The 26,054-nt window shown below is 69.7% G+C and carries 17 protein-coding genes; 7 read left to right on the top strand and 10 right to left on the bottom strand.

The window, feature by feature from the left end:
• Positions 1 to 87 precede the first annotated feature (87 nt).
• From ABCR83_RS16330 to ABCR83_RS16340, 3 genes are read left to right on the top strand one after another with little or no spacing between them, the layout of a single operon-like run.
• Positions 88 to 3,663: a sigma-70 family RNA polymerase sigma factor gene (locus ABCR83_RS16330; protein ID WP_462695738.1), complete on the top strand. Its 3,576-nt coding sequence runs from the start codon at positions 88 to 90 to the stop codon at positions 3,661 to 3,663.
• Positions 3,660 to 4,652 carry a hypothetical protein gene (locus ABCR83_RS16335; protein WP_462695739.1) on the top strand — a complete coding sequence of 331 codons (993 nt, stop codon included), beginning with the start codon at positions 3,660 to 3,662 and terminating at the stop codon, positions 4,650 to 4,652. Before ABCR83_RS16330 ends, ABCR83_RS16335 begins: the two co-directional genes overlap by 4 nt.
• Entirely contained in the window at positions 4,649 to 5,536 is an 888-nt protein-coding gene (locus tag ABCR83_RS16340; RefSeq protein ID WP_462695740.1) for a DUF6339 family protein, read from the top strand. Before ABCR83_RS16335 ends, ABCR83_RS16340 begins: the two co-directional genes overlap by 4 nt.
• On the opposite strand, the gene ABCR83_RS16345 is transcribed toward ABCR83_RS16340, so the two are convergent.
• From ABCR83_RS16345 to ABCR83_RS16375, 7 genes are all read right to left on the bottom strand, one after another.
• The gene (locus ABCR83_RS16345; RefSeq protein WP_462695741.1) at positions 5,505 to 6,821 is read right to left on the bottom strand and encodes a DNA cytosine methyltransferase; all 1,317 of its coding nucleotides are present in this window, start codon (positions 6,819 to 6,821) and stop codon (positions 5,505 to 5,507) included. The genes ABCR83_RS16340 and ABCR83_RS16345 overlap by 32 nt on opposite strands.
• Positions 6,818 to 7,825: a DNA cytosine methyltransferase gene (locus ABCR83_RS16350; protein ID WP_462695742.1), complete on the bottom strand. Its 1,008-nt coding sequence runs from the start codon at positions 7,823 to 7,825 to the stop codon at positions 6,818 to 6,820. Before ABCR83_RS16350 ends, ABCR83_RS16345 begins: the two co-directional genes overlap by 4 nt.
• Positions 7,822 to 8,277, bottom strand: coding sequence for a very short patch repair endonuclease (locus ABCR83_RS16355; RefSeq protein ID WP_462695743.1), 456 nt, complete (start codon positions 8,275 to 8,277; stop codon positions 7,822 to 7,824). Before ABCR83_RS16355 ends, ABCR83_RS16350 begins: the two co-directional genes overlap by 4 nt.
• Before the next feature lie 359 nt (positions 8,278 to 8,636).
• Entirely contained in the window at positions 8,637 to 9,977 is a 1,341-nt protein-coding gene (locus ABCR83_RS16360; protein ID WP_462695744.1) for a PrsW family intramembrane metalloprotease, read from the bottom strand.
• A gap of 158 nt (positions 9,978 to 10,135) precedes the next feature.
• Positions 10,136 to 10,984, bottom strand: a complete 849-nt coding sequence (gene trmB / locus ABCR83_RS16365; protein WP_462695745.1) for a tRNA (guanosine(46)-N7)-methyltransferase TrmB — start codon at positions 10,982 to 10,984, stop codon at positions 10,136 to 10,138.
• 11 nt (positions 10,985 to 10,995) lie between these two features.
• A complete protein-coding gene (gene lhgO / locus ABCR83_RS16370; RefSeq protein ID WP_462695746.1) occupies positions 10,996 to 12,201 on the bottom strand; it encodes an L-2-hydroxyglutarate oxidase in 1,206 nt (401 codons plus the stop codon).
• Between the two features lie 153 nt (positions 12,202 to 12,354).
• The gene (locus ABCR83_RS16375; protein WP_462695747.1) at positions 12,355 to 13,806 is read right to left on the bottom strand and encodes an MFS transporter; all 1,452 of its coding nucleotides are present in this window, start codon (positions 13,804 to 13,806) and stop codon (positions 12,355 to 12,357) included.
• A gap of 678 nt (positions 13,807 to 14,484) precedes the next feature.
• Here ABCR83_RS16375 and ABCR83_RS16380 point away from each other — a divergent pair.
• A complete protein-coding gene (locus ABCR83_RS16380; RefSeq protein ID WP_462695748.1) occupies positions 14,485 to 16,638 on the top strand; it encodes an asparagine synthase-related protein in 2,154 nt (717 codons plus the stop codon).
• Between the two features lie 218 nt (positions 16,639 to 16,856).
• Here the strand turns inward: ABCR83_RS16380 and ABCR83_RS16385 are convergent, their stop codons facing one another.
• Together ABCR83_RS16385 and ABCR83_RS16390 are read right to left on the bottom strand one after the other, a co-directional pair.
• Entirely contained in the window at positions 16,857 to 18,914 is a 2,058-nt protein-coding gene (locus tag ABCR83_RS16385) for a sigma-70 family RNA polymerase sigma factor (protein WP_462695749.1), read from the bottom strand.
• Positions 18,915 to 19,171: 257 nt separating this feature from the next.
• Positions 19,172 to 19,960, bottom strand: coding sequence for a TetR/AcrR family transcriptional regulator (locus ABCR83_RS16390; protein ID WP_462695750.1), 789 nt, complete (start codon positions 19,958 to 19,960; stop codon positions 19,172 to 19,174).
• A 438-nt stretch (positions 19,961 to 20,398) separates the two neighbouring features.
• Here ABCR83_RS16390 and ABCR83_RS16395 point away from each other — a divergent pair, with 438 nt between their 5' ends.
• Together ABCR83_RS16395 and ABCR83_RS16400 are read left to right on the top strand one after the other, a co-directional pair.
• The gene (locus tag ABCR83_RS16395) at positions 20,399 to 21,694 is read left to right on the top strand and encodes an NAD(P)/FAD-dependent oxidoreductase (RefSeq protein WP_462695755.1); all 1,296 of its coding nucleotides are present in this window, start codon (positions 20,399 to 20,401) and stop codon (positions 21,692 to 21,694) included.
• A gap of 265 nt (positions 21,695 to 21,959) precedes the next feature.
• Complete coding sequence (locus ABCR83_RS16400) at positions 21,960 to 23,687, top strand: ATP-binding SpoIIE family protein phosphatase (protein ID WP_462695751.1); 1,728 nt, start codon at positions 21,960 to 21,962, stop codon at positions 23,685 to 23,687.
• Between the two features lie 28 nt (positions 23,688 to 23,715).
• Here the strand turns inward: ABCR83_RS16400 and ABCR83_RS16405 are convergent, their stop codons facing one another.
• Positions 23,716 to 25,011: an MFS transporter gene (locus tag ABCR83_RS16405; protein ID WP_462695752.1), complete on the bottom strand. Its 1,296-nt coding sequence runs from the start codon at positions 25,009 to 25,011 to the stop codon at positions 23,716 to 23,718.
• 147 nt (positions 25,012 to 25,158) lie between these two features.
• On the opposite strand from ABCR83_RS16405, the gene ABCR83_RS16410 reads away from it, so the two are divergent.
• Positions 25,159 to 25,707, top strand: a complete 549-nt coding sequence (locus ABCR83_RS16410) for a MarR family winged helix-turn-helix transcriptional regulator (protein ID WP_462695753.1) — start codon at positions 25,159 to 25,161, stop codon at positions 25,705 to 25,707.
• Positions 25,708 to 26,054: the final 347 nt, after the last annotated feature.

The raw sequence follows: 26,054 nt of genomic DNA on the forward strand, positions 1-26,054 counted from the left end.
TGAGGAAGTGCTGGCAGCGACGGCCCGATGAGTGATGGACTACAAGGGGACAAAGGCAGAGGCAGAACGTGGGTGTGTGGGGGCGTGGTGAGCACGGAACGGGTTGATGCCCCCAACGGGCGGATGAACGAAGTCGGATGGGGTCTGCTCGTCGGCCTCATACGTCGGTTCACGGCTGAAGGGCTGGAACGCCGCACGGCCCTGGGGCAGGTGATGAGGGCTGCACGCCTCGACGCGGAGGAGGCCCAAGCCCTGTACGAGGCCGTGGTTGCGGCGGAGGTGGGAGACGAGCACGTCGAAGGGGAGTCGGACGTCGCGCAGAGTGTGGGTTTCGACGGCGAGGCTGGCCCCGACGAAGTTCTTGACGACTCGGATTTCCTTGAGGGGGAAGAGGGATTCCCGGACATGGAGTCCCACCGAGGAGCGGTGCGTATCGACGACATGGACGCAGCTCGTCATACCGCTCGGGATCTGCTCCAGTCCGACCGGAGGCGAACGAATCCGGCCCGGTACCTGCTGAGTGCCGAGGAGGAAGTGGGGCTCTGTCTCTTGTTCCGGGGTGGCAGAACGCTGTCGGAGCAGTTGCCGGATGACTACGTGGCAACGCTTTCGCGAGACAGCGAGGCGTTCAGTGCTCTATCCGCGATGGTCATCCATAATCAGCGACTCGTGCACAAGTTCCTGCATGGTTTGGGGCGCAGGGCAGACAGCCCCATGTATGAGGATCTTGCGCAGCACGGCATGATCGGGGTCATTCGCGCTGTGGAGAAGTTCGACGTTTCCATGGGGTATAAATTCTCCACCTATGCCACCTGGTGGATTCGGCAACACATCACCCGAGCCGTGGCTAATGAAGGGTCAATGATTCGGCTCCCTGTTCATATATGGGACGATGTGGAGAAGGTGCGGAGGAGGGAGCGGTGGTTTCTCGGTCAGGGCAGAAAGCCCACTGTGGATGACCTCTCCCTGGCGTGCGGACTCAGCCCGGCGAGGGTCATGGAGTGCCGGCGTCTTGGTCGTCGGGCCGTTCTGTCGCTCGAGCAGCCCGTTGCCGAGAATGTGACTCTCGGAGAATTGGTTGTCGATAAGTTTCGTCCGGTGCCGGGTCCGGAACATGCGCTGTGGGCAGAATTCGAGCGCGAGGAACTATTCCAGCTGTTCGATGCGTGTGCGTTCACAGAGAGAGATCGAAATATCCTTCTGCTGAGATATGGGTTCGTCGACGGAGCATCCTGGACGCTGGACGAAATCGGTAAGCGAATCGGGGTGACGCGTGAACGTATTCGGCAGATCGAGAAGCGTGCACTGAAGGATCTGAGGATCCTGATGGGCCTGGAGCCCGATGATTCCGGCACGGGACGTCGACGTATGAGGGCCGCTCGAAAGATCGCTCAAGAGGTCGCTGAGCGGGCCGTACTTCGCAGGGATCCGGAGGGACGGGAGGAAACGGGGGCCGGTGGGTCGCAGCTGAGCAGCAGTGTTCGTACGCCGGAGACAGAGAGCAGATCCGACGGGAAAGAGGGAACGTTGGCCTCGAATGGGACGGAATTCGGTCGGTGGTTGGCCGAGCGGATGCAGGCAAGTGGGGTGGACGTGGGCGAACTGGCGCGCCGCCTGGGAGTGACGCGAGCGCCCGTCGAAGCCTGGCTCGACGACCGCTCTGTACCGCATCCTGACCTTCTGGTCAGGATGCGTGAGGTACTTGGAGTCGAGGAAGAATCAGGGCGGGCTTCCGTGGTTGGGCAGGTCGAAACCGCAAAGACGCCGGCCGTCTGGTACCACCGTCCTGCCCATGACGACGGTGGGCGCGAGTTCGGTAACGCGGCGGCCTTCGCCTTCGAGGCCGATCTGGAGGTCCTGGCCCGTGAGGCGACCCAGAACAGCCTGGACGAGCGTGACCATAGGAACGACCGCCCGGTCGAGGTGCGTTACACCCTGAATGAACTGTCCGGCGACGCTCTGGCCCGGTTCCGTACCGCGATCCGCTGGGGCGATCTGCACCCGCACTACGAGGCGGCTGCTGCGCAGGACCAGAAGGTCGGACGTGTCATCAGCGCCGGCCTGCAGGAGATGCTCGAGCGGGATCGGTTGGTGCTGCTTCGTGTCGACGACTACAACGCCAACGGGCTGACCGGAGACGACTACGAGGACGGCCGATTCGCCGCCGTGGTACGACGCCAACTCGACAGTCGCAAATCGGATGTTGCGGCCGGTGGTTCATACGGTCTTGGCAAGGCCACGCTCTGGGCGGCCAGTCGCCTGGGGCTCGTCCTCATCAACTCCACGCTTTCCGAGCCGCACGAGGGACACACCCGGCGGCGGCTGATCGGACGTCTCGACCTGCCCTGGCGAGAGGTGGACGGAAAGAGATTTGCCGGTCCCGCTTGGCTGGGTCGGCCGGATGCGGAGGCGGCCAACGCGGAGGTTGTCCGCTCCTGGTGGGCTGATGAAGACACGGTCGAGAACTTGCACCTCACTCGCGAGAGCGATGAGCCTGGCACATCCTTCCTGATCGTCGGAGCACATGATGTCGCCAGCCTCGCCGAGACCGGGCAGGACCAGGAAGGAGACGCGGGCGACGACGAGGACAGTCTGGAGCGCATGCACCAGAGGTTGGTCCGTGCACTCGGTCGTAACTTCTGGGCCGCGATGACAGCGGGAGGCGACCGCCGACCATTGCTCGAGGTATCGGTGCGGACGCTGCGCAATGGTGTGGAATACCTGGAGGAGGAGCGGGTCGATCCACAAGTGCATCAACCCGCGCGCACACGTGCTCTTCAGGCCTTCCTGAGCGGTGCCACGGTGGATCGCCTTACCGAGGCAGGCCAGGTAGCGCTCACCACCGTTTCGTTGAAGGTCCCCGCGAAGGATGGCCTTTCCGGCACTGCTGGCGAGCACCGGGCAGTTCTCCTCGTCACCGAGGCCACCGACGCCGATGGCAGGATCAACCAGGTGACCGCGATGCGCGGCAATCGCATGACGGTCAAGACCAGCACGGTGCCCAGCCTTCCTGTGGGGACCAACCCGTTCCAGGCGGTCCTGCTCGCGGGCCGGGCGGCAGGTGATGACGTGCCGTTCGCGGCTGAGGCCGAGGAGTTTCTGCGTTTTTCCGAGCCACCGGAACACAACAAGTGGGCCCAGACCGAGGAGTTGAGAATGCGCTACTCGCCCTCGGCCCATCGGCGAATTACAGTGTTGACGCGTGAGACCAATAAGGCCGTTCACGGACTTGTGGCACTCCCGAAGGAGAAGAAGTCGAGCGGTACGAGCAAGGTGAGCAAGCGTCTCAAGATCTCGGGCAAGCGTGCCGGCAAGGTCAGCGGGACGGTGACGCCTCCGAAGCTGGACGAGTTGGAGGCCGTGATCGGGCCCTCCGGCGAGTGGCAGATCACCGCCGAGGTCAAGGTGTCGCCTGGGGAGGAGTCGTGGCGTATGAGCCCCGTCGCCAAACTGGAGGTTCGCTCCGGCCCTCGTCCAGTGGTCCAGTGGGCCGAGCTCATCCCTGTCAGCAACTGTGAACTGCACGATGGTGTACTGCATTTCCCGCCGGGGGCTCGCCGTGCCGTCTTTCGAGGCATCACCGATGTGTCCACACACCCGGTGCGAGCCGCACTGACCGGTCTCGTCGTCGATCTGCAGGAGAGCAAAGGAGACATGGCGTGAGGGTCTACCCGTACCCTCGGCCTGCCGGTGCGGTGACAGCGCGGGTCACGGCCGTGAAGCTGCGTGGTCCCGACGGCACCCGAGAGCACTTGGACACGACGGGATACTCGGTTGTCGAGCAGGTTGTGGCGCTTGGTAGGGCCGAGCGCACCGACTGGCAAACTGCACGGATCGCCTTGGCGGCTTCCGTACCCACTCGTGACATCGAAACGAAGGGGCACTGGTCGGACGTGACGGTTGTAGCCGTTCTGACGGAGGGGGCCACCAATGCGCGCACTGTTGCACGGTTGGTGCCCAGTGCCGAGAGCGGTAGGGAATGGACTGGGGAGATCGAGCTCGACCGTGACGACCACCTGGACCGTGCGTCTCTTGCCGTGCACGTGGTGGCCACAGTCGGAGGGGTAGCAGGTCGGATCATCGCTTCCACCGAACAGGAATGGTTGATCGATGTGACGGCCGACGCCCCGCTCAGAGATCGCCAACTCGATGTCAGCACGGTCAGTTTCGCCCGTGGCGCTGAATGGTTGCGGAGCTTCCGGGACGCCCCCTGGATCGTGGACACCGCGGGGCGGATGCCCGCTGTCCGCCTGAACTCGGATTTCGAGGGCCTCGTAGCGCTCGTGGAAGGCCAGGGCTCGAAGGTGGAGAGCGTCGTGGGGGAGATGTTGTTGGCCCAGATGTGCGCCGATGTGTGGACTGCTGTGTTTCACACCGCGATCGGTGATCTGGAGATCGAGGAGGACGGGACGCCGCTCCTCCCGCCCGACTGGCGAGGTGCGGTGCTCCGCGAGATGCTCCCGGACATCGTTCCTGGGCGGTCGGTGGGGGACGCACTCCGCGAGGTGCACCTTCGACGTACCGGCGAGGGGAGTTGGGCGGATCTGCAACCGCGCATCCAGTACGCCGCCGCCCGTCGTGCCGAGGTCCCCAAGGCGTTGGCCGGCACTGTCCGCGACATTGAACGACTCGACCAGGAGACCCACGCGTGACTTCCCGCCCCGAGCACCTGCCGGAACGGCTTGCTCTGATCTCCGATGTGCAGGCTGCCGAGTACATCTCCGCAGGACTGCTCGAGGGACGCGAGGACGTCCCTTCCATCGCGCTGAACAAAGTGGCCGAGGAACTGCCCGGCGACGATGCGCGACTGCGGCTGGATCGGATACGAGACCTGATCGACGATGCTCTGATCAAATTCCGGGACGAGCGCCCCACGGCAGCAGACGCGTGGCTGGCGCCTCGTCTGCACGAGCGCCTTCGCTTGACTCGCCGGGAAGCGGCCGAGAAAGGGCTCTGGTCGTACATGGCCCTCGGAGTGGCCCCGGACTATGTCGTCTGGCGGCACTTGCCCGAACCGAAGGCGGACGGCTCGCGAGGACGAGTGGCCCGGGAGAAGTTCGTCGGCTCGCACTACAAGCAGTCGTTCGCCCGACTCTGGTGGGCGGCCGAGCTCTTCCGCGACGGCTCGGACTATCAACCCGTCGTCGTGGCCTGCGGCAATCAGGACATGCTCAACTCCGCGCTTCGGCTGGACGTCATCGACCATCGCCCAACCGCTCTTGCCCTCGTCAGACTCATGGAGAAAGGGGTCGTGCGTACTGGTCGCGAGGTCAACGCCCTGACATCCGCGGTCAACGCCGCTGGGGCGACGCTGATGTACGACGTCATCGCTCCGGACGTGGGGCGGGATGGAGAGCCTCTGCGAGACTGGATCACGGGGGCCGAATCAGCCCTCCCGTCCCCCCGGAACAGCCTTCCCGAAGGCCCGGAAGAAGAGCGTGTCCCGGAGGAGGCGGTTCGGAGACTGGTCACCCACTTCGAGGAACTGTTCGCGGACGCACCGGTCAGAGGTCGGACTTCCGACGAGAGCGAGTGACTTTGTGCGAGTCGGGAGGACATTGGCTCTGATCGCCGCACCCGATGGCGCGCATCCTGGCGGCCTCGGCCGGTGGCACACTCGGCCACGTGGCCGCGGCCGTCAACTCGTCGTCCGAGGGGGCATCCCCGCGCAGTGCCCTGCTCAGCACGTGCATACCGAGCCGGGGTGGTACTGCGTTTCCTACTTGCTGCGCCTGGTCGTTTCCCGACCAGGGGTAGTTGTGCGGGAAGGTCTGGAGCACCCCGGACTCCTGGATGTCGAAGCGGTCGTGCTTGTCGGCCTTGTGGTCCGCATCGGTCTTGTACACCTTGTTCCGGGAAATCTTCCCAGTGACCGTGAAGGCGGGTTCGGACGACAGACGCCGACCTCGCTTCTTCGGGTCGCCCCCGGAGCCGTAGTTCGAGACGACGAAGAACTCCGTCTTGCCTCCCGTCCGGAGCCGGGACACGTCCACGCGTGAGTTCTCCAGCTCGCTCGCCGCGTCGAGGGCTTTTGCCATGGAGAGCCAGCGCTCCTTGACCCCGGGAGGCGTGGAATCGGTCGGGAGCATGTCCGCCTGAGCGGGATTGCGCTTCCCTCGACGCAGGTCGAAGGGCAGATGAGTTGTCTCGAGAGGTTCGATGGCCCCACGTCCTGGGCGCCGGGCGACGAGTACGGCGCGTGTGCGAGTCTGCGGCACCCCGAACTCTTCGGTCTTCAACTCCCAGTAGTCAGCTTCGTACTTGATGCCCTTCAGTCTTCCTTCTCCGCCGCTGAGCAGCTCCGCGTAGACTTCCCACAGAGGCAGGACCTCAGGCACCTGTTCCAGGACGATTACCTCGTACGGATCACGCCCCTCTGTTTCGATCGCTTTGAGGAGCCATCGAAGAGGTTCCAGGACCAGGGCGGTACGCGAGTCACCGAGGTCGTGCAGTTCCTCGTCGATCGTCGCTTCGTCGTCCCCGTCCACAAGGCGGCGGATGAACTCCTTCACCGTGTTCAATGCTCGCCGTCCCGCGCCGTTTCCCGCGACAGAGAAGGACTGACAGGGCGGCCCACCAGCCAGGACGTCGACCGATTTCGGGATCTCGTCGAAGCGGCTCTCGCGCATGACGGTCACGTCGGCGTGAAACGTCGGCAGTCCCGCCGCGTAGCGCGTCTCGCACGCGTTCCGGTCCCACTCGATCCCGATGCTCTTGTAGCCCAGGAAATGCGCGGCTACGTCGAGTCCACCAGGACCTGCGAAGAGGTCCAAGATCCGGATGTCTTCTGGAAGGTGAACGTGCGTTCCCGGGCTGCTCATAGGGCTGGAGTGTAGCCGGCGACGGGGGGTGCGGGCGCTGCCAATGCGGCTCGGATCGCCAGCCCGAGCGCCTTGGCCACCGGGGGTGGGGAGGCATGCCCTATCTGGCGATAGCGGGCCGTCTTCTTCCCGGCGAATGCCCAGTCGGACGGGAAGCCCTGCAGGAGTGCGGCTTGGTCCGTCGTGATCCTGACCATCCCGTGCCTCCCAGCCGCCGGTGCCCAGGCGAAGTCCGGACCGGGAACGTTGTCGGCCACGGTGCCACCATCGACCCCCATCCGGGCCCAGGCCTTCTTCGTCCCTGTCGGTCCGAGATCAGCGCCTCCTCGCCTTTCCGACCCGCCCACCAAGGTTGGTGCGACGCTGATGGCCTGGGCTGCCCATCGATCGGCGTCCTGCCAACCGCCCATGGCCATCGAGCGGTGCAGGGCTCGACCCACGGACAGATGGTCGCGCACCGTCGGCTTCGGTGGACGGAACGCGTCGAAATATTGCTTCTTGAGCGCGACGAGCAACCCTTGCTTCCGATCCTGCGGCACCCCGAAGTCGGCTGCGTTCAGTACGAACCATCTGAATTTGTAGCCGAGATGATCCAGCTCCTTGTGTATGAGGTCGCGTATCGGCTCGTAGTCGGTCGCGCACACCAGGTCCGGTACGTTCTCGATGACCAGAGCTCCGGGCTGGACGGCATGGGCCAGGTAGACGGTCGCCTCCAGCAGGCGCAGCTCGGACTCGGTCTCGGTCCGCGTGACGGTCGCGCTGGATTTCACGCGGGGCAGTCCAGCCGACAGCAGATCGATGTCATAGATCTCCTGGTGTTGTGAAGGGGAGAAGTCCAGCAGGTCCGCTTCCAGAACCTGCCACGCCGGACGGTTCCTGCGCAGTGTTTCGCAAGCCACGGGTTTCTTGTCCAGGAGCAGTACGGGTTCGAAGCCGCTCTGTTCCAAACCCAATGCCAGTCCGCCCGCCCCGGCGCACACGTCGACGAATCGTAGTTTGCTCATCGGCTCTCGTCCTTCATAGGCCGCCTCTGCCTGCTTGCCCTCTCCCGCTCGACAGCCGCGGCCACTTGACGCATGACAGCTTCTGGTGACTCGTGTTCCCAGAAGCGCAGGACCATCCAGCCCTCGGACAGCAGCTGTGCGTTCGTCTCCTGGTCCCGCTCGATGTTGCGATCGAGTTTCTGTCGCCACCATTCAGCGTTCGCCCTGGGACTGGTGGCATGTTCCGGGCAGCCGTGCCAGAAGCAGCCGTCGATGAGGACGGCCAACCTGGCGCGTGTGAAGGCGATGTCGATCTTCCGTCTGCGCATGCCCGGCACCGGATAGTGGATCCGGTAGCGGTATCCGGAGGCATGGAGAAGCTGCCGCACGGCCCGTTCGGCACCGGTGTCACGATTGGTCTGCCGGCTCATCCGGGCTGAGACGTCAGAGCTGGAGGGGGGTGCAGCACGCATGGTCCCAGTGTCCTATCTCCCGATGTCGTTTCGGTGCACGGTCGCGGAGTCACGTCGAGTGGAGTCCTGGGTGCGGAAGCAGGGGTAAGCCCTCGCCTCGCCACCTGCGAGGATGGGCGAGGCCGGGGCGAACTCCATGACCACATGGTGAGGATCGATCACCCCGTCGGCAGGCAGTCGGGACTCGTTCTCGATCGTCGGGCACAGGACGAGAGCCCTGCCGATCGCAACCAGGACTCCATGAACTGATCACCGGGGACGGGCACCCGACTGAGGTGAAGAGTCGGTATGTGGCGGTCAATCCACGCGCATTACCTCATGCGAGTCGGCCAGGCATGTTTCCACTGGGCCTTCTTGGTTTACCCTCGCCCCACCCACGGCACCCCGTACCCCACCGGCCCCGGCACCGCCCCCGCGAACACCCCCGGTGGTGGCCCGAAAGGCCTCGGCACCGACAGCGACGCCCGGGCCAGGGCCGGCTGGGCCAGGTGCTTGCGCTGCCACAGGTGGTGGAGCAACTCGCGCTCCCGCGCTTCGAAGTCGGGGCCGATCGTGCCCCGGTATGCGCGCTGCCGCAGGAAGGCCAGCGAGGTGGCGAAGGAGATGTATTCGGCGACCGCCCGGGCCGCTGCCGTGCCGCCGGTTCGCTTGGCCACGTCGCGGGCTATGCCACGGGCGCGCATGGAGGAGAGGGCGATGGGTTCCGGTGGGGTGAGCCAGCCGGCGGCCTGGTATTCGGGCAAATGGGTGCGGATGGTGCGGAGTTCGTTCTGGCGGGACCAGATGGTCAGCCAGGTGAGGGTGCCGAAGACGGGGACCATGAACAGGGCGTAGACGGCGAGGAAGCCGATGAGGGGGAGGGAGGCGGAGCCGTTCCAGACGCCGTGCAGGACCATGGCGGTGAGGAGGCCTGCCAGGGGTACGAGGGCGCGGAGTGTGCGGCGGGTCGGGGGGAGGGAGGCGGCTATGCCGAAGCCCAGGCCCGTCATGGAGGTGAAGAGGGGGTGGGCGAAGGGGGACATCAGGACGCGGACGAAGAAGGTGGCCGCGGTGGTGGAGAAACCGGAGGCGCCGAAGGTCTGGTCGGAGGCGAAGGCGTTGCCCAGGTAGAGGATGTTCTCGGTGAACGCGAAGCCGGTGGCGGTGATGCCGGCGACCACGACGCCGTCGACGATGCCGTTGAAGTCGCGGCGGCGGTAGAGGTAGAGGAGGAGTATGGCGGCGGCCTTGGCGCTCTCCTCGACCACAGGGGCGACAAAGGTGGCGCCCCAGGAGTTGATGTCCTCGCGGTGGGCGACGTCGATGGTGTTGAGGAGCCACTTGGTGGCGTAGCCGTTGGCGAGGAGGGCGACCAGGGTCGCCGCGCATGCGCCCCAGGCGAAGGCGAAGATCAGGTTTCGCCAGGGTTTGGGCTCGACCCGGTCCATCCAGCGGAAGGCGGTTATCAGGAGGGGCACGGGCAGGACGGCGAGGCCGAGGCCGACCAGGAAGCCTTCGGTGCCGGTCTGTTCGCGGACCAGGGCGAGGATGAGCAGGCCGCAGAGGGCCAGCAGGAGGATCAGCGTGCCGGCGCGTACGGCCTTGTTGTCCCAGAGGGCACGGCGCGGTTTGTAGTGCCAGCGGGCCGGGGCGGGGAAGCCGCCCGCGGGCCCGGGGGCGAGCGCGGGTATCGGCTGCTGGTGGGGCAGGGGCTCATGCACTCGATGACCCTAACGAAGGGGGTGAGTGCGGTGGGGGTGGTTTTAGCCCGAGGACGGTCCGGGGACGGCTCGAAGACGGTCCGAGGACGGGCTCGAAGACGGTTCGGGCGCCGTCCGGAGACGGCTCGGGAGTCGTCCGGGAGCCATCCGGGGCAGGGTTACGTGCGGCGGAACAGGAGGTCGTGGACGAGGTGACCCTTGTCCAGGCCCTGGCCCTCGAAGCGGGTCAGCGGGCGGAAGCCGGGGCGCGGGGCGTAGCCGCCGTCGGGCTGGGTGTTCTCGAAGTGCGGGTCGGCGGTGAGCACTTCGAGCATCTGCTCGGCGTAGGGCTCCCAGTCGGTGGCGGAGTGCAGTAGCGCGCCCGGGGCCAGCCGGGTGGCGGCGAGGGCCAGGAATTCGGGCTGGATCAGGCGGCGCTTGTGGTGGCGCTTCTTGGGCCAGGGGTCCGGGAAGTAGACGCGCAGGCCGGCCAGCGAGGCGGGGGCGAGCATCTCGCGGAGGAGGATGATCGCGTCGCCGTTGGCCACCCGGATGTTGGTCAGGCCGTTCCGCTCGGCGAGGGCGAGCAGATTGCCCTGACCGGGGGTGTGGACGTCGCAGGCCAGGATGCCGGTGTCCGGGTCGGCGGCGGCCATCTGCGCGGTGGCCTCGCCCATGCCGAAGCCGATCTCCAGCACGACGGGCATGGCCCGGTCGCCGAAGAGCTCGCCGAGTTCGATCTTGCTCAGGCCGTCGATGTCCAGGCCCCACTTGGGCCACAGGCGGCGCAGCGCCTCGCTCTGTCCGGGTGTGACGCGGCTGCGGCGCGGCTGGAACGAGCGGATGCGGCGCTCGTGGTGCGAGCCGGCCGGGTCCGGTGCGGGGCCGTCCGGGAACATCGGTTCGCGGCGGGCGCGGGCCGGGGCGGGGACTGGGGTGGTGGTGGCGTGGTTCTCGGGCACAGTTCTTCCATAGTACGGGCGGCCGGAGGAGCGGATCGGTCCGTACATGACATGCGCGCAGGACATGCGCGCGGTCGTCAGCTCAGCTCCGCCAGGACGCGCCGGGCCACCTCCCGCCCGATCGGCAGTGCGGCGGTGGCGGCCGGCGAGGGGGCGTTGAGGACGTGCACCATGCGCGGGGACCGGGCGAAGAGGAAGTCGTCGACCAGGGTGCCGTCCCGCAGCACCGCCTGGGCGCGGACTCCGGACGGGGCGGGTATCAGGTCGTCGGCGGTGACGGGCAACAGCCTGCGCACCGCGTCCGTGAAGGCGGCCTTGGACAGCGAGCGCCGCAGCTCGGCCACGCCATACCGCCAGTGGCGGCGGGCCAGCCGCCAGGCGCCGGGATGGCCGAGCGTCCCGGCCAGGTCGGCGGGGCGCACGGTGCGCGGGGTGTATCCCTCGCGGGCCAGCGCGGGCACCGCATTGGGCCCGATGTGGACCTGGCCGTCGATGCCCCGGGTGAGGTGGACGCCCAGGAAGGGGAAGGCCGGGTCGGGGACCGGGTAGACCAGGCCGCGGACCAGATCCGTGCGCGCGGGGGCCAGCTCGAAGTACTCCCCGCGGAAGGGGACGATCCGCATGCCCGGTTCATCGCCCGCGAGCCGGGCCACCCGGTCGCTGTGCAGCCCGGCGCAGTTGACCAGCGCCCGGGCGCGCAGCACCGCACCCCCGGCCGTACGCACCGCGACCGCGGTGGAGCGCCGGCCGATGGTGCGCACCTGGGCGTCGTACCGCACCGAGGCGCCGGCGTCCTCGGCCAGGCGGGCCAGCCGGGCGGCGACCGCGCCGAAGTCGCAGATGCCCGTGGTGCCGACGTGGATGGCGCCGAGGCCCCGGACGTGCGGTTCGAACTCGGCTATCTGGGCGCGCCCCAACTCCCGCACCGGGATGCCGTTTTCCCGGCCGCGCTGGACCAGCGTGTGCAGCCGGGGCAGCTCGGCGGGCTCGGTGGCGACGATCAGCTTGCCGGTGACCTCATGCGGAAGGCCGTGCTCCGTACAGAACTTCACCATCTCCGCCGCGCCCTGCACCGCGAACCGGGCCTTGAGCGAGCCCGGCCGGTAGTAGATACCGCTGTGGATCACTCCGCTGTTGCGCCCGGTCTGGTGGCGGGCCGGGCCGCCCTCCTTCTCCAGCACGACGACGGCGGTGCCCGGCGCGGCACGCGTGATCGCATACGCCGTCGACAGGCCCACGATCCCGCCGCCGATCACCAGCACATCGCAGTCATAACCCACCATGACGCCCACCTCCCCACACTCCCCGCACCGGCCGGCCTGCCACCCGCGGTGCCCGACCTACGGTTCCTATGATGACGTGCGCCACTGACAGCGGGCCGAAACCTCGTCGGATCAGGGAGAACACAAGGGGAACGGCAGCGGAACGGGCGCCGTTCAGGCCGTAGTGACCACCAGCAGGGGTCGCGCCCGCTCGCGCAACTCCACGACGCGCGGCTCGTTCCCGTACGGTTCCAGGCGGTGCATCAGGTCTCGTACGTACTCGGTGGTACGGGCCGAGGAGATGCGCCCGGCGACCTCCACCGCCCGCGCCCCGGCCGCGCAGGCCGCGTCCAGATTGCCGGACTCCAGCTCGGCCACCGCCGAGACCACCAGCCGCAGCCCGTGCGAGCGCACGAACTCCTCGGTCGGCCGGGCCAGGGCCTGCTCGGTGAAGCGCTGGACCTGCCGGGGCATGCGCAGGTCGCGGTAGCACTCGGCGGCATCCGCCGCGAACCGCTCCTGGGTGTAGAAGTCCAGCCAGGGCGGGTCGGCGTCGCCCGGCCGGGCCCGCTCCAGCCAGCCCTCGGCGGCCTTGAGCGCGGCCCCGCAGGCCTGTTGGTCGCCCGCCTTCGCCTGGGCGCGCGCCTCCACCAGGCGGAAGAAGCTCATGGTGCGGGCGGTGGCCAGGCCGCGGTTGCGCTCCAGGGCGGCCTGCGCCAGGTCGACCCCGTCGTCCGCGAACCCGCGGTAGGTCGCCTGCAGGCTCATCGAGGCCAGCACATAGCCGCCCAGCGGCACATCGGCCGCCGCGCGGGCCAGCCGCAGCGCCTGGATGTAGTAGCGCTGGGCGGCCTCCTGCTGGCCGGTGTCGAACGCCATCCACCCGGCGAGACGGGTGAGTTCAGCGGTGGCACCGAACAGGGCGCGCCCCACCCCGTCGCTGTACGAACCGAGCAGCAGCGGGGCCGCGTCCACCCGCAGGCACTCGGGGACCATGGACGAACGCCAGTCGCCGCCCCCGTACTTGGAGTCCCAGCGGCGGGCGTCATCGGCGGCCTCCCGCAGCTTGGCCACATCACTGTGGCCGACCCGCTGCGGCTGGCCGCAGTCGGGAGCGGCATCCGACTCGCGCTCCCGGACGGCCTGTTGGGGCTCGCGTGCCACCGAACTGTCGGCGGGGGTTATCAGCCAGCGCGACGCGGGGGTGGAATAGGCGCTGACGGAGAAGGAACCGGCCAGACTCTGCCAGATGCCGCCGCCACCCCGCCGACCGGCGACATCCAGCCGGTAGAGTTCGGTCGCCGACCGCACCGCCTGGCCGACATCGCGTGGGAAGGCCAGCCCCACCTCCGGCGCCGGGTCGGAGTCGGCGAGCCCGATCTCGTGCAGCGGGACCGGACGGCCGAGCTTGCCCGCTATCGCCGCCGCGATCAGGTGGGGCGCGGCGCCCTGCGGGACCATGCCCTTGGAAACCCAGCGGGCCACCGAGGTCTTGTCGTACCGAAGCGTCAATCCCCGCTGCGCACCGAGGTCGTTGACCCGGCGGGCCAGACCGGCGTTGCTGATCCCCGCCAGGGCGAGGACAGTGCCCAGCTTCTCGTTCGGTCCGCGTGGCTCCCTGGACATGAGCACCCCTCGGCGATGGCGACGCCCGCCCCGGCATAGGCGCGGGGCATTCGTAAACCCAGCGTAGTTCCCCACATCCCGACCGTTAAGGGGCGTTGTCCCGGATGGCGAGATTCTGGTCCGTATGTGCGTGCAGCGAGGGGCACGTGCTCCGGTTGTGTGTGCGCGTGCGCCCGCCGTGCGCTCTGTACCCGCCATCCCGGTGGCGGTTCCATGGTTGTCGCGTGGGTTGGCCCGCTGCACCGGATCCAGTGGGCTGGGGGAGCCGTCGCCTCATTCCCCGCGGGCGGCGGAACGGTCCGGGGGGCCCTCCGGGGCCTCCCGGGCTGTGCCGTTGTGCAGCCCGCCGAACGCCCCGTCCGCCCGGCGGCGTTCCCCGGCGGCCTGCGACCCGGGTGTCTGCGGGCGCCCGGTGACTTTGGCCGGATATCGCCGCGCCCCGTCGTGGCACGCGTGTCCGACATGGCCGACGCGTGCGTACGAACCGGGTTCACCCGGCCGTGCTCATGGCAGCATGGGTGCCGCACGGGGTCATGACGGAACGGCACTTCGCCCGACTTTCAGGTGAGTTGGGGCGCAGGGCGCGATCAGGGTGTTGCCTGTTTGATGTCGCAACGTTCGTCTCGCTGTGCATGATGACTGCTACGTGTTGGTTGTCCACAGCCTGTGGAGGCGGCGATGCGCTGGTTGGTGGGGTGGAGCTGCGCCGGGACCGCTCCCCGTGCCGAGGACGCGGCAGGCCCCACCGTGCAGCCCGTGGGGGCCCAACTCCTGTGGGGCGACCCGGATCCGCTGTGGGCGGTCGGCGACTGGCGGCCCGATGAGGTGCGGGTCGTCTGGGCCGACTCTCCCCCGGCCACCGCCGGCGGGACCCCCGGCCGGTCCGGCGCCGGGGCCATCGTCATCCGCATCGCCGTCCTCGGCCGCTGCGGCGCCAGTGACGAGCAGTTGCGCACCGGACTGCTCGCCGCCCGCGGGGGCGCGCTGCGGCACCTGACCGCATGGCCCGGCAGCTATACGGCAGTTGCCCAGATCGGCCGCCGGATCACCATCGCCGGTGACCTCGCGGGCGCCCGGCCCGTCTTCCACGCGGCCTGGGCCGGCGGCACCGCCTATGCCACCGCCGCGCTGCCGCTCGCCGACCTCATCGAGGCACAGCTGGACATCGGCCATCTCGCCGCGCTGCTGGCCTGCCCCGACTCCCCGGAGGCGGTGGGCGACGGCACCCCATACGCGGGTGTGCGGCGCGTACCGCCGGGGCACGCGCTGGTGGTGCGCGACGGCGCGCGGGACATCACCGGGTACGAGCCGGTGGCCTCGCTCGCCGTGGCGGCGCCCCAACTCGACGCCCAGCAAGCCCTGGAGGGCGTCCGGGACGCCCTGGTCGAGGCGGTACGGGCCCGCCTCGCCGCCCCCCGCCAGCTGCCCGAATACGGGGTGGGCGGGCTCGACCCCGGCCCGGTGCCCGGCATGGGCCCGGCCTTCAGGCGCGCCGCGCGCGGCGGAGTGGCGCCCGGCATCGGCGCCGACCTCTCCGGCGGCAGCGCCTCCGCCACGCTGGCACTGCTCGCCGCCGGGCTGCCGGGGGTGCCGGGCACCCCGTACGGGCACGGCACCGGCGCGGGCGAGCGGCTGCTCGCGGTCACCTTCAACGACCTGGCCGCGGAGAGCGGCCGGGCGGGCGCCTCGGAGCTCGAACGGGCCCGGGCCATCGCCGCCGACCCCCGGCTGCACCATGTGGTCGTCGCGGCGGCCGAGGAGGCGCTCCCCTACGCCGATGTGGAGACCGGCCCGCTGACCGACGAGCCCGCGCCCGCCCTGGTCACCGCGGAACGCCACCGGCAGCGGCTGCTGGCGGGCAGCGCGGACCACTTCGTGGGGCAGGGCGCACGACAGGTGCTGGACGCCCATCCCGCGCGCCTGGCCGACCTGTTGATGGACCGCAGGCGCCGTCATCTGCTGCGGCCCGTTTCCGCTCTGGCGCGGGCCGACGGCCCGTCCGGGAACTCGCTCTTCGTCCCCTTCACCGTCTACCGGGCCGCGCGCCGACTCGCCCGTACGTCGTACCGGGAGGGGCTGGAAGGGGCCGCCGCCCGGCTGCTGACCCCTGGTTTCGTGGCCGGGGAGCACACCGCCGGGGCGGCCGGGGCGGTGGATGCCTCGCTGGCGGCCCTCACCTGGTGCCGCCCCGGGCCCGCCGCGCGCTGGCTCACCGGCGGGGCGCTGGCCGATGTATCGGTTCGGCTGCAGGCGGCGGCGGTACGGCCGACCGGCCTGCCACAGCGCCCCGGCGAGCAGCGCGCCGCCGCCGCGCTCACCCGGCACGCCGCGGACCACCGCATCCTGGAGCAGGCCGCCGAGGTGCGCGGCCAGCGGCTGCACGCCCCCTTTCTGGACAACCAGGTGGTGCGGGCCTGCCGTGCGCTCCCCGAAGCGCTACGGGTGCAACCGGGGGCGCGCGCCTCCGTACTGCGCGCGGTCCTGGCGGGCACCGGCATCCGTGACCTGCCACCCGGCTGGGGCGCCACCTCGCATGCCTCGCACACGGCCGCGGTACGGGCCGGACTGCGCGCGTCCATAGGGCCGTTGGCGGCGCTCTTCGACGCGCCGCTGCTGGCCGACGCGGGGCTGATCGAGGCCCGCGTGGTGCGCGACGCCCTGCACGCGGCCGCCGAGGGCGCGCCGGTGCCCCTGGACGGCCTGGCCGAACTGGTGTCGACGGAGGTGTGGCTGCGCCGGCTGCTCGCCCGGCGCGGCACCTGCTGGACGGGCTCCGCGGCCCCGCGACAGCGCGCGGTCGCGGGCGGGGTGGTGCCGAGACCGGCGTTGTAGGGCGGGCTGTGGCCGGGAGTGGCCGGTAGGTCTCCGTGGAGATCCATCAACATCCCCCAGCCCTGCGGGGTGGGGTGGCCGGTTCCCTGCGGTCCGCCGATGCCGGGTCGGCGAAGTGGCCGTCCGGCGGGCGAAGTGGCCGTCCGGCGCCGGGGGATCCCCGGAGATCGCCGAACGGGCGCGGCCGGGGCAGAACCACCCCGGCCCACCGCCGCTCCTCAGCCGCAAGTGATCCGTGACTTCGCCCAGTCGACGACCGCGATGCCGTCGAAAGGCGACTGGGGCTCCACGGCCAGCCGGAGAGTCTTGTGCCCGTGCAGCAGCACATGCACCGGCAGTGCCGGATCCCCGCCCCGCACCACTCCCGAGCTCCACAGCCGGATGCCATCGGCGTAGACGGCGAACCGCACCGCCCCGAACCCCATGGTCATGTCGTCGACACCCACCATGGCGTCGAAGGAGGTGCATGGACGGTTCAGGTCGATGGTCACCGAGGACGACGCCCCGGCGCTCACCCCATGGCTGTAGGACGTGTGATGGATCCGCAGCTGGTGGCGCGGCCACATCAGGAAGCCGTCGGTGATGCGCACCTCCGGCTTGGTGCCGTCGCCGATGCCCTCGAGCGGCAGCTCACCGAGCAGGTAGACGGCCGAGTGCAGCCGCGGCGGCCGTGGGGTGGGCCTGGGGGAGGGCTTGTGCGGCTTGGCGGCCTGGTGCCGGGGTGGCGCGGGCTTTGGCTTCGGCGGCGGGGAGGGCTGGGGCGGTGGCGTGGGCTTCGGCGGCGGAGGCGGCGCGGGCGCTTCCTGCTTTGGTTCCGGGGCGGGCGCGGCGACCGCGACCGGCACGGATTCCGGCTTCGGTTTGGGCCTGGGTTTGGGCTTGGACTTGGCCGCTGGTTTCGGTTTGGGCCTGGGTGCCGGCGCGGCCGGCGCCACCGCGCTCTTGGCCTGCGGTTTCCTGGGCTGCGGCGCCGGGGAGTCGCCCGCCAGCGCATAGGCGATGACCGCGCTCGCGGCGAGCACCGCACCCGCGGCCATGCCGACCTTCGCCGGGACGCTCATGCCCTCGGCGGCCGCGCTGCCGCCCGAGGCACCCCCCGCACCGGAGCCCCCCGCGCCAGCACCCGATGCCGCCCCCGCTCCGGAGCTCGCCCCCGCTCCCGAGCCCGCGGCCGAACCGGCGCCCGCCGCACCCGCCGCGAGCCCGGCGGCTCCCGCCACCGCCTTGACCGAGGCCCCGGCGGTGAACCAGCCGATGATCGCCACCGGCAGCACCGCACGCAGCCGTGCGTTGACGTCCGCGAGCTCCAGCGCCGCCGTGCGGCACCGCGCGCACTCCTCCAGGTGCTTGCGCAACCCCCGCTCGGCCCGCATGCGCAACCCGCCGCGCGCATAGGCGCCCAGCCGGTCCGCGTACTGCGCACAGCTGCCGCCCGCGGTCAGCGAAGCGCTCACATGCGCCTGCAGATACGCCTGCTTCAGGCCTTCCCGGGCCCGGTGCGCCAGCACCGCCGTGGCGTTGGCCGTCAGACCGAGCAGCGGCGCCACCTGGCTCGGCGACTCCTCCTCGACGGTGGTGTGCCACAGCACCATCTGCCAGCGCTCCGGCAGGCTGTGGAACGCCTGCACGGCCAGGGACGCCTCGGCCTGCCGCATGGCCTGCACGTCCGCGCCCTCCGCTGCCGCGCCGCCCTCCTCGGCCGTCGATTCGCCCGCCGCCGACACCGCGAAGACCGCGAAATCCTCGACCAGTTGCTCCCGCCGGGCGGTCTTCGCCCAGGCCGCCGCGACATGCCGGACGGTGGTCAGCAGATAGGCGCGCACCGCCGTGTCCGGCCCCTTGCCCCGGCGCACCGCCTGCAGGGTGCGGGCGAAGACCTCATGGGTGAGGTCCTCGGCGGTGTGCACATCACGGCAGCAACTGCGGGCGTACCCGCCCACCGGGGCGGCGTGCCTGCGGTACAGCTCCTCGTACGCCGCGGTGCCCCGGTCGTGCCCGTCGCCCTCCCCGGACTCCTGCGCCTCACGGATCCGCGCGATCAACTCCGCGTCGGACGGCGGTGGTACGGCGGCGGCGTCGGACACGCCCCGCGCCTCACGGGCGCCGCCGTCGGTACGCGCATGGGCACCGCGCCGGGCACCCTTGCGCTGCTGCGGAACGCCCACGCCCGCGCCGTCACCACTCCCGCCCTGGGCGGGAATGCCAGGCGCCTGGCGTGCGGGCGCCTGGTCCGCCCCATCGCTCCCCTGCGGTTCTTCCCGCCCGTCAACACCCATAGCGGAGGCTCCCGTACAACGCCGGACAGACACCCGAATTCCGGGCCAGCGTCGTCAGCGTCGCACGGGTGCACGCGCCAAGGACAGGTGCCTGAACGAAACCACTCGTCCGGGTTTCATTCGCCCACCGGAACACCGGGGCGGGCGGCCGCCGTTGACGGGGCCCGCGACAGCGCTCACTCGAACGGGAAGGCGGGGACGGACGCTCGGGATTCTCCGAGGCATTCTTCCGAGCGCACCGGGTGCGGAAACCCGAACTACGCGACCGGCCGCGACCGGAGCCCCTCCAGCAGGATGTCCAGCAGCCGCGAGGACGCCGCCGCCTGCTGTTCCGCATCCGGCAGCGACGGTGCCGCCGTGGCTATCACCAGCAGCACATCCGCGACCGTCACATCCGGGCGCAGCTCACCCGCCGACCGGGCACGATCCACCAGCCGCCCGACGACCTCCAGCAGCGCCACCGCACCCGAGCCGTCCCGCTCCTCGGCGGCTGTCGGCCGCTGCTCGACCAGGCGCAGCTCATGCAGCTGGCCCCCGGCCACGGCGGGCTGCCGCTGATGCGGCACCCGCGCCTGTGGGCCCGTCGGCAGGGACGAGGCCGCCTGCGGCGCCGCTTCCTTGGCCTCGTTCTCGACGTTCTCGACGTTCTCGACGCCGACCCGCAACACCTGCGGCGGCAGCAGCCGCCCGGCGCCCGAGGCCACCGAGGTGCGCAGGAACCGGGAGAGCGCCGACCACGGCTCCTCCTCCTGCCCCAGCGCCGTCCGCGCCTGCTCGGTCAGGCGCGCCGTCTCCTCCTCGGCTATCCGCCGGACCAGTACGTCCTTGCTGGGGAACCGGCGGTAGACCGTCCCCACTCCCACCCGGGCCCGGCGCGCCACGTCCTCCATCGGCGCCCCGTACCCCAGCTCGCCGAAGACCTCGCGAGCCGCCCGCAGCACATGTTCCAGATTGCGCTGAGCATCCACCCGTAGTGGCGTGCTCCGACCGCCGTTGCCATCCGAGGACGCGACAGCGGTTGACCAATGAGAGCCCTGAATGTGCATACGTTCCCCCGGTTATGACGTCTCCCCCCGGAGACTCCCCGCCCTGACTGCCGGAGCACGCGCGTCTGGCACCCCGACGAAGTACGAACATAGTTGAGCCCAGGTCAAGAAAGAAGAGGGAAGCTCCGCACAGGCCACCCCCAATTGGAGTACGCCCCCGATCGTCGTCGCCACCGCACCACCCCACCACTCCGGTGCATCCCCCCTGACCTGCGCTCCCGCCGCGACGAACGGCATCCGGACCGAGGACGGATCAGCTCCGCAACCGGTCATACATTTCGCCGGGCCTGTGGACAAACCCCGGCCCGCAGTGCGTCATGGAAGAGACGCTGTAAGCCGGCGGACGAAGTACGGCAGAGCGAAGGGGCACCCTTGGCCAAGGAATCGGCGGAGAAGGAACCGGCGCGCATCCTGATTGTCGGCGGCGGCTACGTCGGGATGTACACCGCGCTGCACCTCCAGCGGAAGCTCAGACGCGGCGAGGCCGAGATCCTGGTGCTCAGCCCCGACCCGTACATGACCTACCAGCCCTTCCTGCCCGAGGCCGCCGCCGGCTCCATCTCCCCACGCCATGTGGTGGTGCCGCTGCGCCGCACCCTGGGCAAGTGCCAGGTCCTGGTCGGCGAGGCCACCGCCATCGACCATGCCAAGCGCACCGCGACCATCAAGACGCTCGCCACCGAGGAGGAGGGCACCGGCACCCTCGACATCCACTACGACGAGCTGGTCCTCGCCCCCGGCTCCGTCTCCCGCACCCTCCCGATCCCCGGCCTCGCCGACCACGGCATCGGCTTCAAGACCGTGGAGGAGGCCATCGGCCTGCGCAACCACGTCCTCGAACAGCTCGACATCGCCTCCTCCACCCGTGACCCCGAGGTCCGTGCCGCGGCCCTCACCTTCGTCTTCGTCGGCGGCGGCTATGCGGGCGTGGAGGCCCTGGCCGAGCTGGCGGACATGGCCCGCTACGCCTCCCGCTACTACCACAATCTCGAGCCGGACGACCTGAAGTTCATCCTCGTCGAGGCCACCGCGCGGATCCTCCCCGAGGTCGGCGAGGATCTGGGCGTCTATACCGTGCGGGAGCTGCGCGGCCGCAATATCGACGTGCGCCTCGACACCCGGCTGGACTCCTGTGAAAACCGTGTGGTGGCGCTCAGCGACGGCTCGCGCCACCCGGCTCGCACCCTGGTGTGGACGGCGGGAGTCAAGCCCCATCCGGTGCTCGCCGCCACCGATCTGCCGCGCAATGAGCACGGTCGGCTCAGATGCACCGCGGAGCTCCGGGTGGACGGCACCGAGCACGCCTGGTCCGCGGGCGACGCGGCCGCCGTCCCCGATCTGACCGCGGATCAGGAGGGTGCGCTATGTGCGCCCAATGCGCAGCACGCCCTGCGCCAGGCGCGCGTTCTGGGTCGCAATATCCTCGCCACCCTGCGTGGCGAGCCCCTGGTGGAGTACCGGCACGCCTATGTCGGCTCCGTCGCCTCGCTCGGCCTCCACAAGGGCGTCGCACATGTCTACGGGAGAAAATTCAAGGGTTATCCCGCATGGTTCCTGCACCGCGCCTATCACCTCAGCCGCATCCCCACCTTCAACCGCAAGGCGCGCGTCCTCGCCGAATGGACCCTCGCCGGTCTCTTCAAGCGGGAGATCGTCTCGCTCGGCTCGCTGGAGAACCCCCGGGCCGAATTCGAGCTCGCCGCGGGCACCGGCCGCCATCCGGAGGCGAGTTGACGCTTCCGGCAGACCGGTGCCGGAACGGGAACTCTCGAAGGACGCCCCGACGTCTCACGGATGTCAGTCCGGTCGGCCACACTGGTCGTGTGACCATGGGTGGGTTCGTACTTCCGAAGAGTAACGATCATGAGGATTTGGACGTTTGCTGCACTCCCTCGGGGGCCGGCCCCCGCACTGCCAACCGCGGCCCCGAGCCGGGCACGCGGCTGTGCCACCGCACGTCGCCGAGCTGATCCGGAACGACTCCGCGAGGTAATCCTCAGTGAACTTCACCCGCTGGAGCGCCCGGCTCCCCGGAACACAGCGCCGAGCAGCGGCGCGCGCCGCCGCCGACCGCGCCTCCGCACCCGCACAGCCCGCGGCGGCCGGGGGCGGCTCAGTGCCGGCGGCCCGCGCCGAGACCACCCCGCCCCCCGGTGCCGCTGTCCCGACCCTCGACGGGCTTTCCGTTCACCATGTCCTCGGCCAGGTGCCGGCCCTCGTCGCCGTGGTCTACGGCCCTGAGCACCGCATCGCCTACGTCAACGACGCCTATGCCGGGCTCTTCGGCCCCCGTACACCCGGCGCTCCGGCCCGCGAGGCGCTCATCGAGCTCGAGGAACTCGGGCTGCTCCCGCTCATGGACCAGGTCCTGCGCAGCGGCAAACCCCGCACGGTCAAGTCCCGCCGGGTGACCGTGGCCGACACCACCGGGCCGGAGACGGAGGTCCGATCCCGGCACGGCTACTACACCTTCACCTGCTCCCCGATCCAGGTTGGCGGGACGGACGGCACAGCGGACACCCAGCCCGGCGTCCTCGTCTTCGCCGCCGATGTCACCGACCAGGTCGAGGCCGCCGAGCGACTGCGCGCCAGCGAGCGCCGCCAGCGCGAGGCCGCCGTCACCCTGCAGCGCAGCCTGCTCCCCCAGGAACTGGAACAGCCCGACGACCTGCGGGTCGCCGCCACCTACCAGCCCGGCGGCAAGGACACCGCCGTCGGCGGCGACTGGTACGACGTCATCACCCTCGGCGCAGGCCGCACCGCCCTGGTCATCGGCGATGTCATGGGACGCGGAGTGCGTGCCGCCGCCGTCATGGGCCAGCTCCGCACGGCCGTACGGGCATACGCCCGCCTCGATCTGCCACCGCACGAGGTCCTGCAGCTGCTTGACGGCCTCGCCGCCGAGATCGACGCGACCCAGATCGCCACCTGCGTCTACGCCGTCCACGACCCCAACGAGGGCCGTCTGGTCTATGCCTCGGCGGGCCACCTGCCCATCCTGGTCCGCGACCCGGACGGCAGCGTCCACCGAGCCGCCGAACCCACCGGCCCCCCGCTCGGCACCGGTGGCTGGCTGCACACCTCCGGCACGGTGCCCCTCGGGCCCGGCTCCTGCGCCGTCCTCTACACGGACGGCCTTGTCGAGCGGCGCAACCAGGACATCGACGAGGGCGTCGCCGCTCTCGAGAGCGCCTTCGCCGGAGCCACCGGCTCACCCCAGGTCATGTGCGACCGCCTCATCCGCACCCTGGGCATCACCGATGAACATGATGACGACGTCGCCGTTCTGGTCCTCCAGCACCCGGCCCGTACCGGCCATGACGCAGAGCTCTTCCACAACGCGGCACTGGAACTGCTCGGCGGAGTCGAGGCCGCGCCCCGCGCCCGCGCCTTCGCCTCGGGCGTCCTGGCCAGCTGGCGCTTCCCCGTCGACCTGCGCGACCTGGGCGTACTGGCCGCCAGCGAGCTGGTCGCGAATTCGCTGCAGCATGGCACCCCACCGATGCGGCTGCGGCTGCGCCGTACCGACCGGCGTCTGATCATCGAGGTCACCGATGGCGACGACCACCTTCCGCGCCGCCGCCGCGCCGAGCCGGGCGACGAGGCCGGGCGGGGAATCTCGATCGTCGCCACCATCGCGTCCTCTTGGGGCTCCCGCCGGACGCCCGGCGGTGGCAAGGCGGTCTGGTGTGAATTCGCTCTGCCCGCGGCGGCGGAGCACGTATGACGGTCGACTCACGTCACGTCGACTTACGTCACACGGTCACCGGAACCCGCTCATCCGACTCCTCCGGCACCTTCCGCGGCGGGCGCGCATGACGCAGCGGATTGTCCTGTGCCGGTGTCAGCCGACGACCCAGCCCCAGTGCCAGGACGGAGATGCCCAGCGAACAGACGATCAGCAGCGCTATGTACGCCACATACATCCCGGCACCGGCTATCAGGCCGCCCGCTGCTGGCCCTGCGGCCAGCGCCAGCTGCTTGACCAGCGCGAAAGCAGAGTTGTACTGACCCACCAGCCGCGCCGGCGCCAGATCCGCCACCAGCGGAGCCATCGTCGGCGACAGCATCGACTCACCGATGCCAAAGAGGGCGTATGTCGAGATCAACAGCGTGGTCGCCAGCACATGCGCCCCCGGTATGAGCCCCGAGACCCCCGCCGCGATCCACGCCACGGTCCAGATCAGCCCGACGAGCGCGATGACCCGGCTGCGCCGACGTCGCTCCACCAACTTCAGCACCACGAACTGTGCCAGCACTATGGCCGCGGTGTTCGCCGCGAGAGCCAGGCCCAGAGTCGCGGGCGAGATCCGGGTGACCTCCACCGCGAACGCGGAGAGCCCCGACTCGAACTGCCCATAGCAGGCGAAGAACATCACAAAGCCGAGCACCGACAGCCGCACCATCGCCCGGTCGGCGAGCAGCGTCCGCCAGCCGCCCTTCGCGGCGCCGTCGGTCGGTACGGCATCCGCCACCTTCGGCCCTCTGGGCAGCCGAACCGTCGCCACCGCCGCACCCAGGACCAGGAACATCGCGGATTCGATCGCGAACAGCCGGACAAAGCTCGCCGGATCCGAGGTGTCCACCAACTGCCCGCCGAGCAGCCCGCCGACACCGAGACCGAGGTTGTTGAGGAAGAACTGCATGGCGAACGCGCGCGACCGGGTGCTCGGCGTCGAGCACCAGACGATCATCGTCGCCAGCGACGGCTGGATGACCGCTATACCGGCACCAAACGCGGCAGCCGCGGCCACCACCAGCGACTGGCTGTCGGCGAAACCGAGACCCATCGACCCGACGGCGGCGGACACCGTGCCTATGACGGCAACGGGCAGCGGACCCCGCCGATCGATCACCCGACCGATGAGCGGCAGCACGGCAAGCGCAGCCACAGCGAACGTCGCGAGCACGACGCCTGCCGTACTCGCTCCGAGATTCCGCACCTGAGACACATAGATAAACAGGAACGGAACGGTGAAGCCGTTGCCGAACGCGCTCAACGCGTTACCCAACTGGATCCGGCGCAGCGCCGCGCCCATCGCGGTGGTCACACTCACCTTCCTAGGTCGTAGAGCGGCCTGGGCCGGCGGAGCAGCCACCGCAACAGTCCAGGCCTGAAGACTTCAACAGTAAAGTTCGAAGCTAAAGGCTACACATCAAAGGGCTTTAGCGTCAACGGGCATGTCATACTCCAGGTCATGGCCGACACCCCGGGCTCCGCCGAGCCGAGCCTCGAAGAACAGATCGCCGCTTACCAGCGCGAGTTCCAAGGCCTCGACCCACAAGTGGAGAAGGTCACCTCGGCCCTCAGCCGCCTCAGCCGACGCATGAACGTGGCGTATGGCCGCCAGACCTCCGAGCTCGGCATCAGCAACGCCGAGTGGGAAGTCCTCAAGGCCCTGGTCCTCGCCGGTGACCCCTACCACCTGGGCCCCGGCGACCTCGCCAAGCGCCTCGGCCTGACACCCGCCGCGATGACCCACCGCATCGACAGGATGGTCACGGAGGGCCTTGTCACCCGTGAGCGCGACGAGAGCAACCGGGTGCGCGTGATCGTCGGACTTACGGAAGGCGGCCACGGCAAATGGATCGAGGCGATGCGTCTGGCCTCGAGCTTCGAGGAAGAGCTGCTCCAAGACCTCTCCGCGGAGGATCGCGGCAAGCTCGGCGAGCTGCTGACCCGCCTGCTGCGCCGGGTCGAGACGACCCAGCCAGACGCGGGCGGGCGCCTCAGCGACCTTGACTGAACCGAGGTTGACACCGACCCGGCCGATCCGTAGTGTCCTCCGAGCTGCCACGGAGCCGTAACAGTTCCATGGCCGCACCTCTCGCCGCACCGGCGGGATCCACTACTGCACGGCCCTTGAACGGGATTGATTTCGGCATGCCGGAATTTGGTTCCGGGTTCCGAATTTTGGAGCCGCGGGGGGAATCCGCTAAAGTGGTGATCACGCCGGAAGGCGGGAAACGGACCCCGATTCAACAGGGGGCCGGAGCCGGGAATTCGGTTCTGGTAAGGTTGGAAACGCGAAATACCGGAGGGAAGCGCCCGGAGGGCCTTGTGAAAAGGGTCTGAAGGAAGCGTCCGTTCCTT

This window comes from Streptomyces xingningensis, from assembly GCF_054957865.1.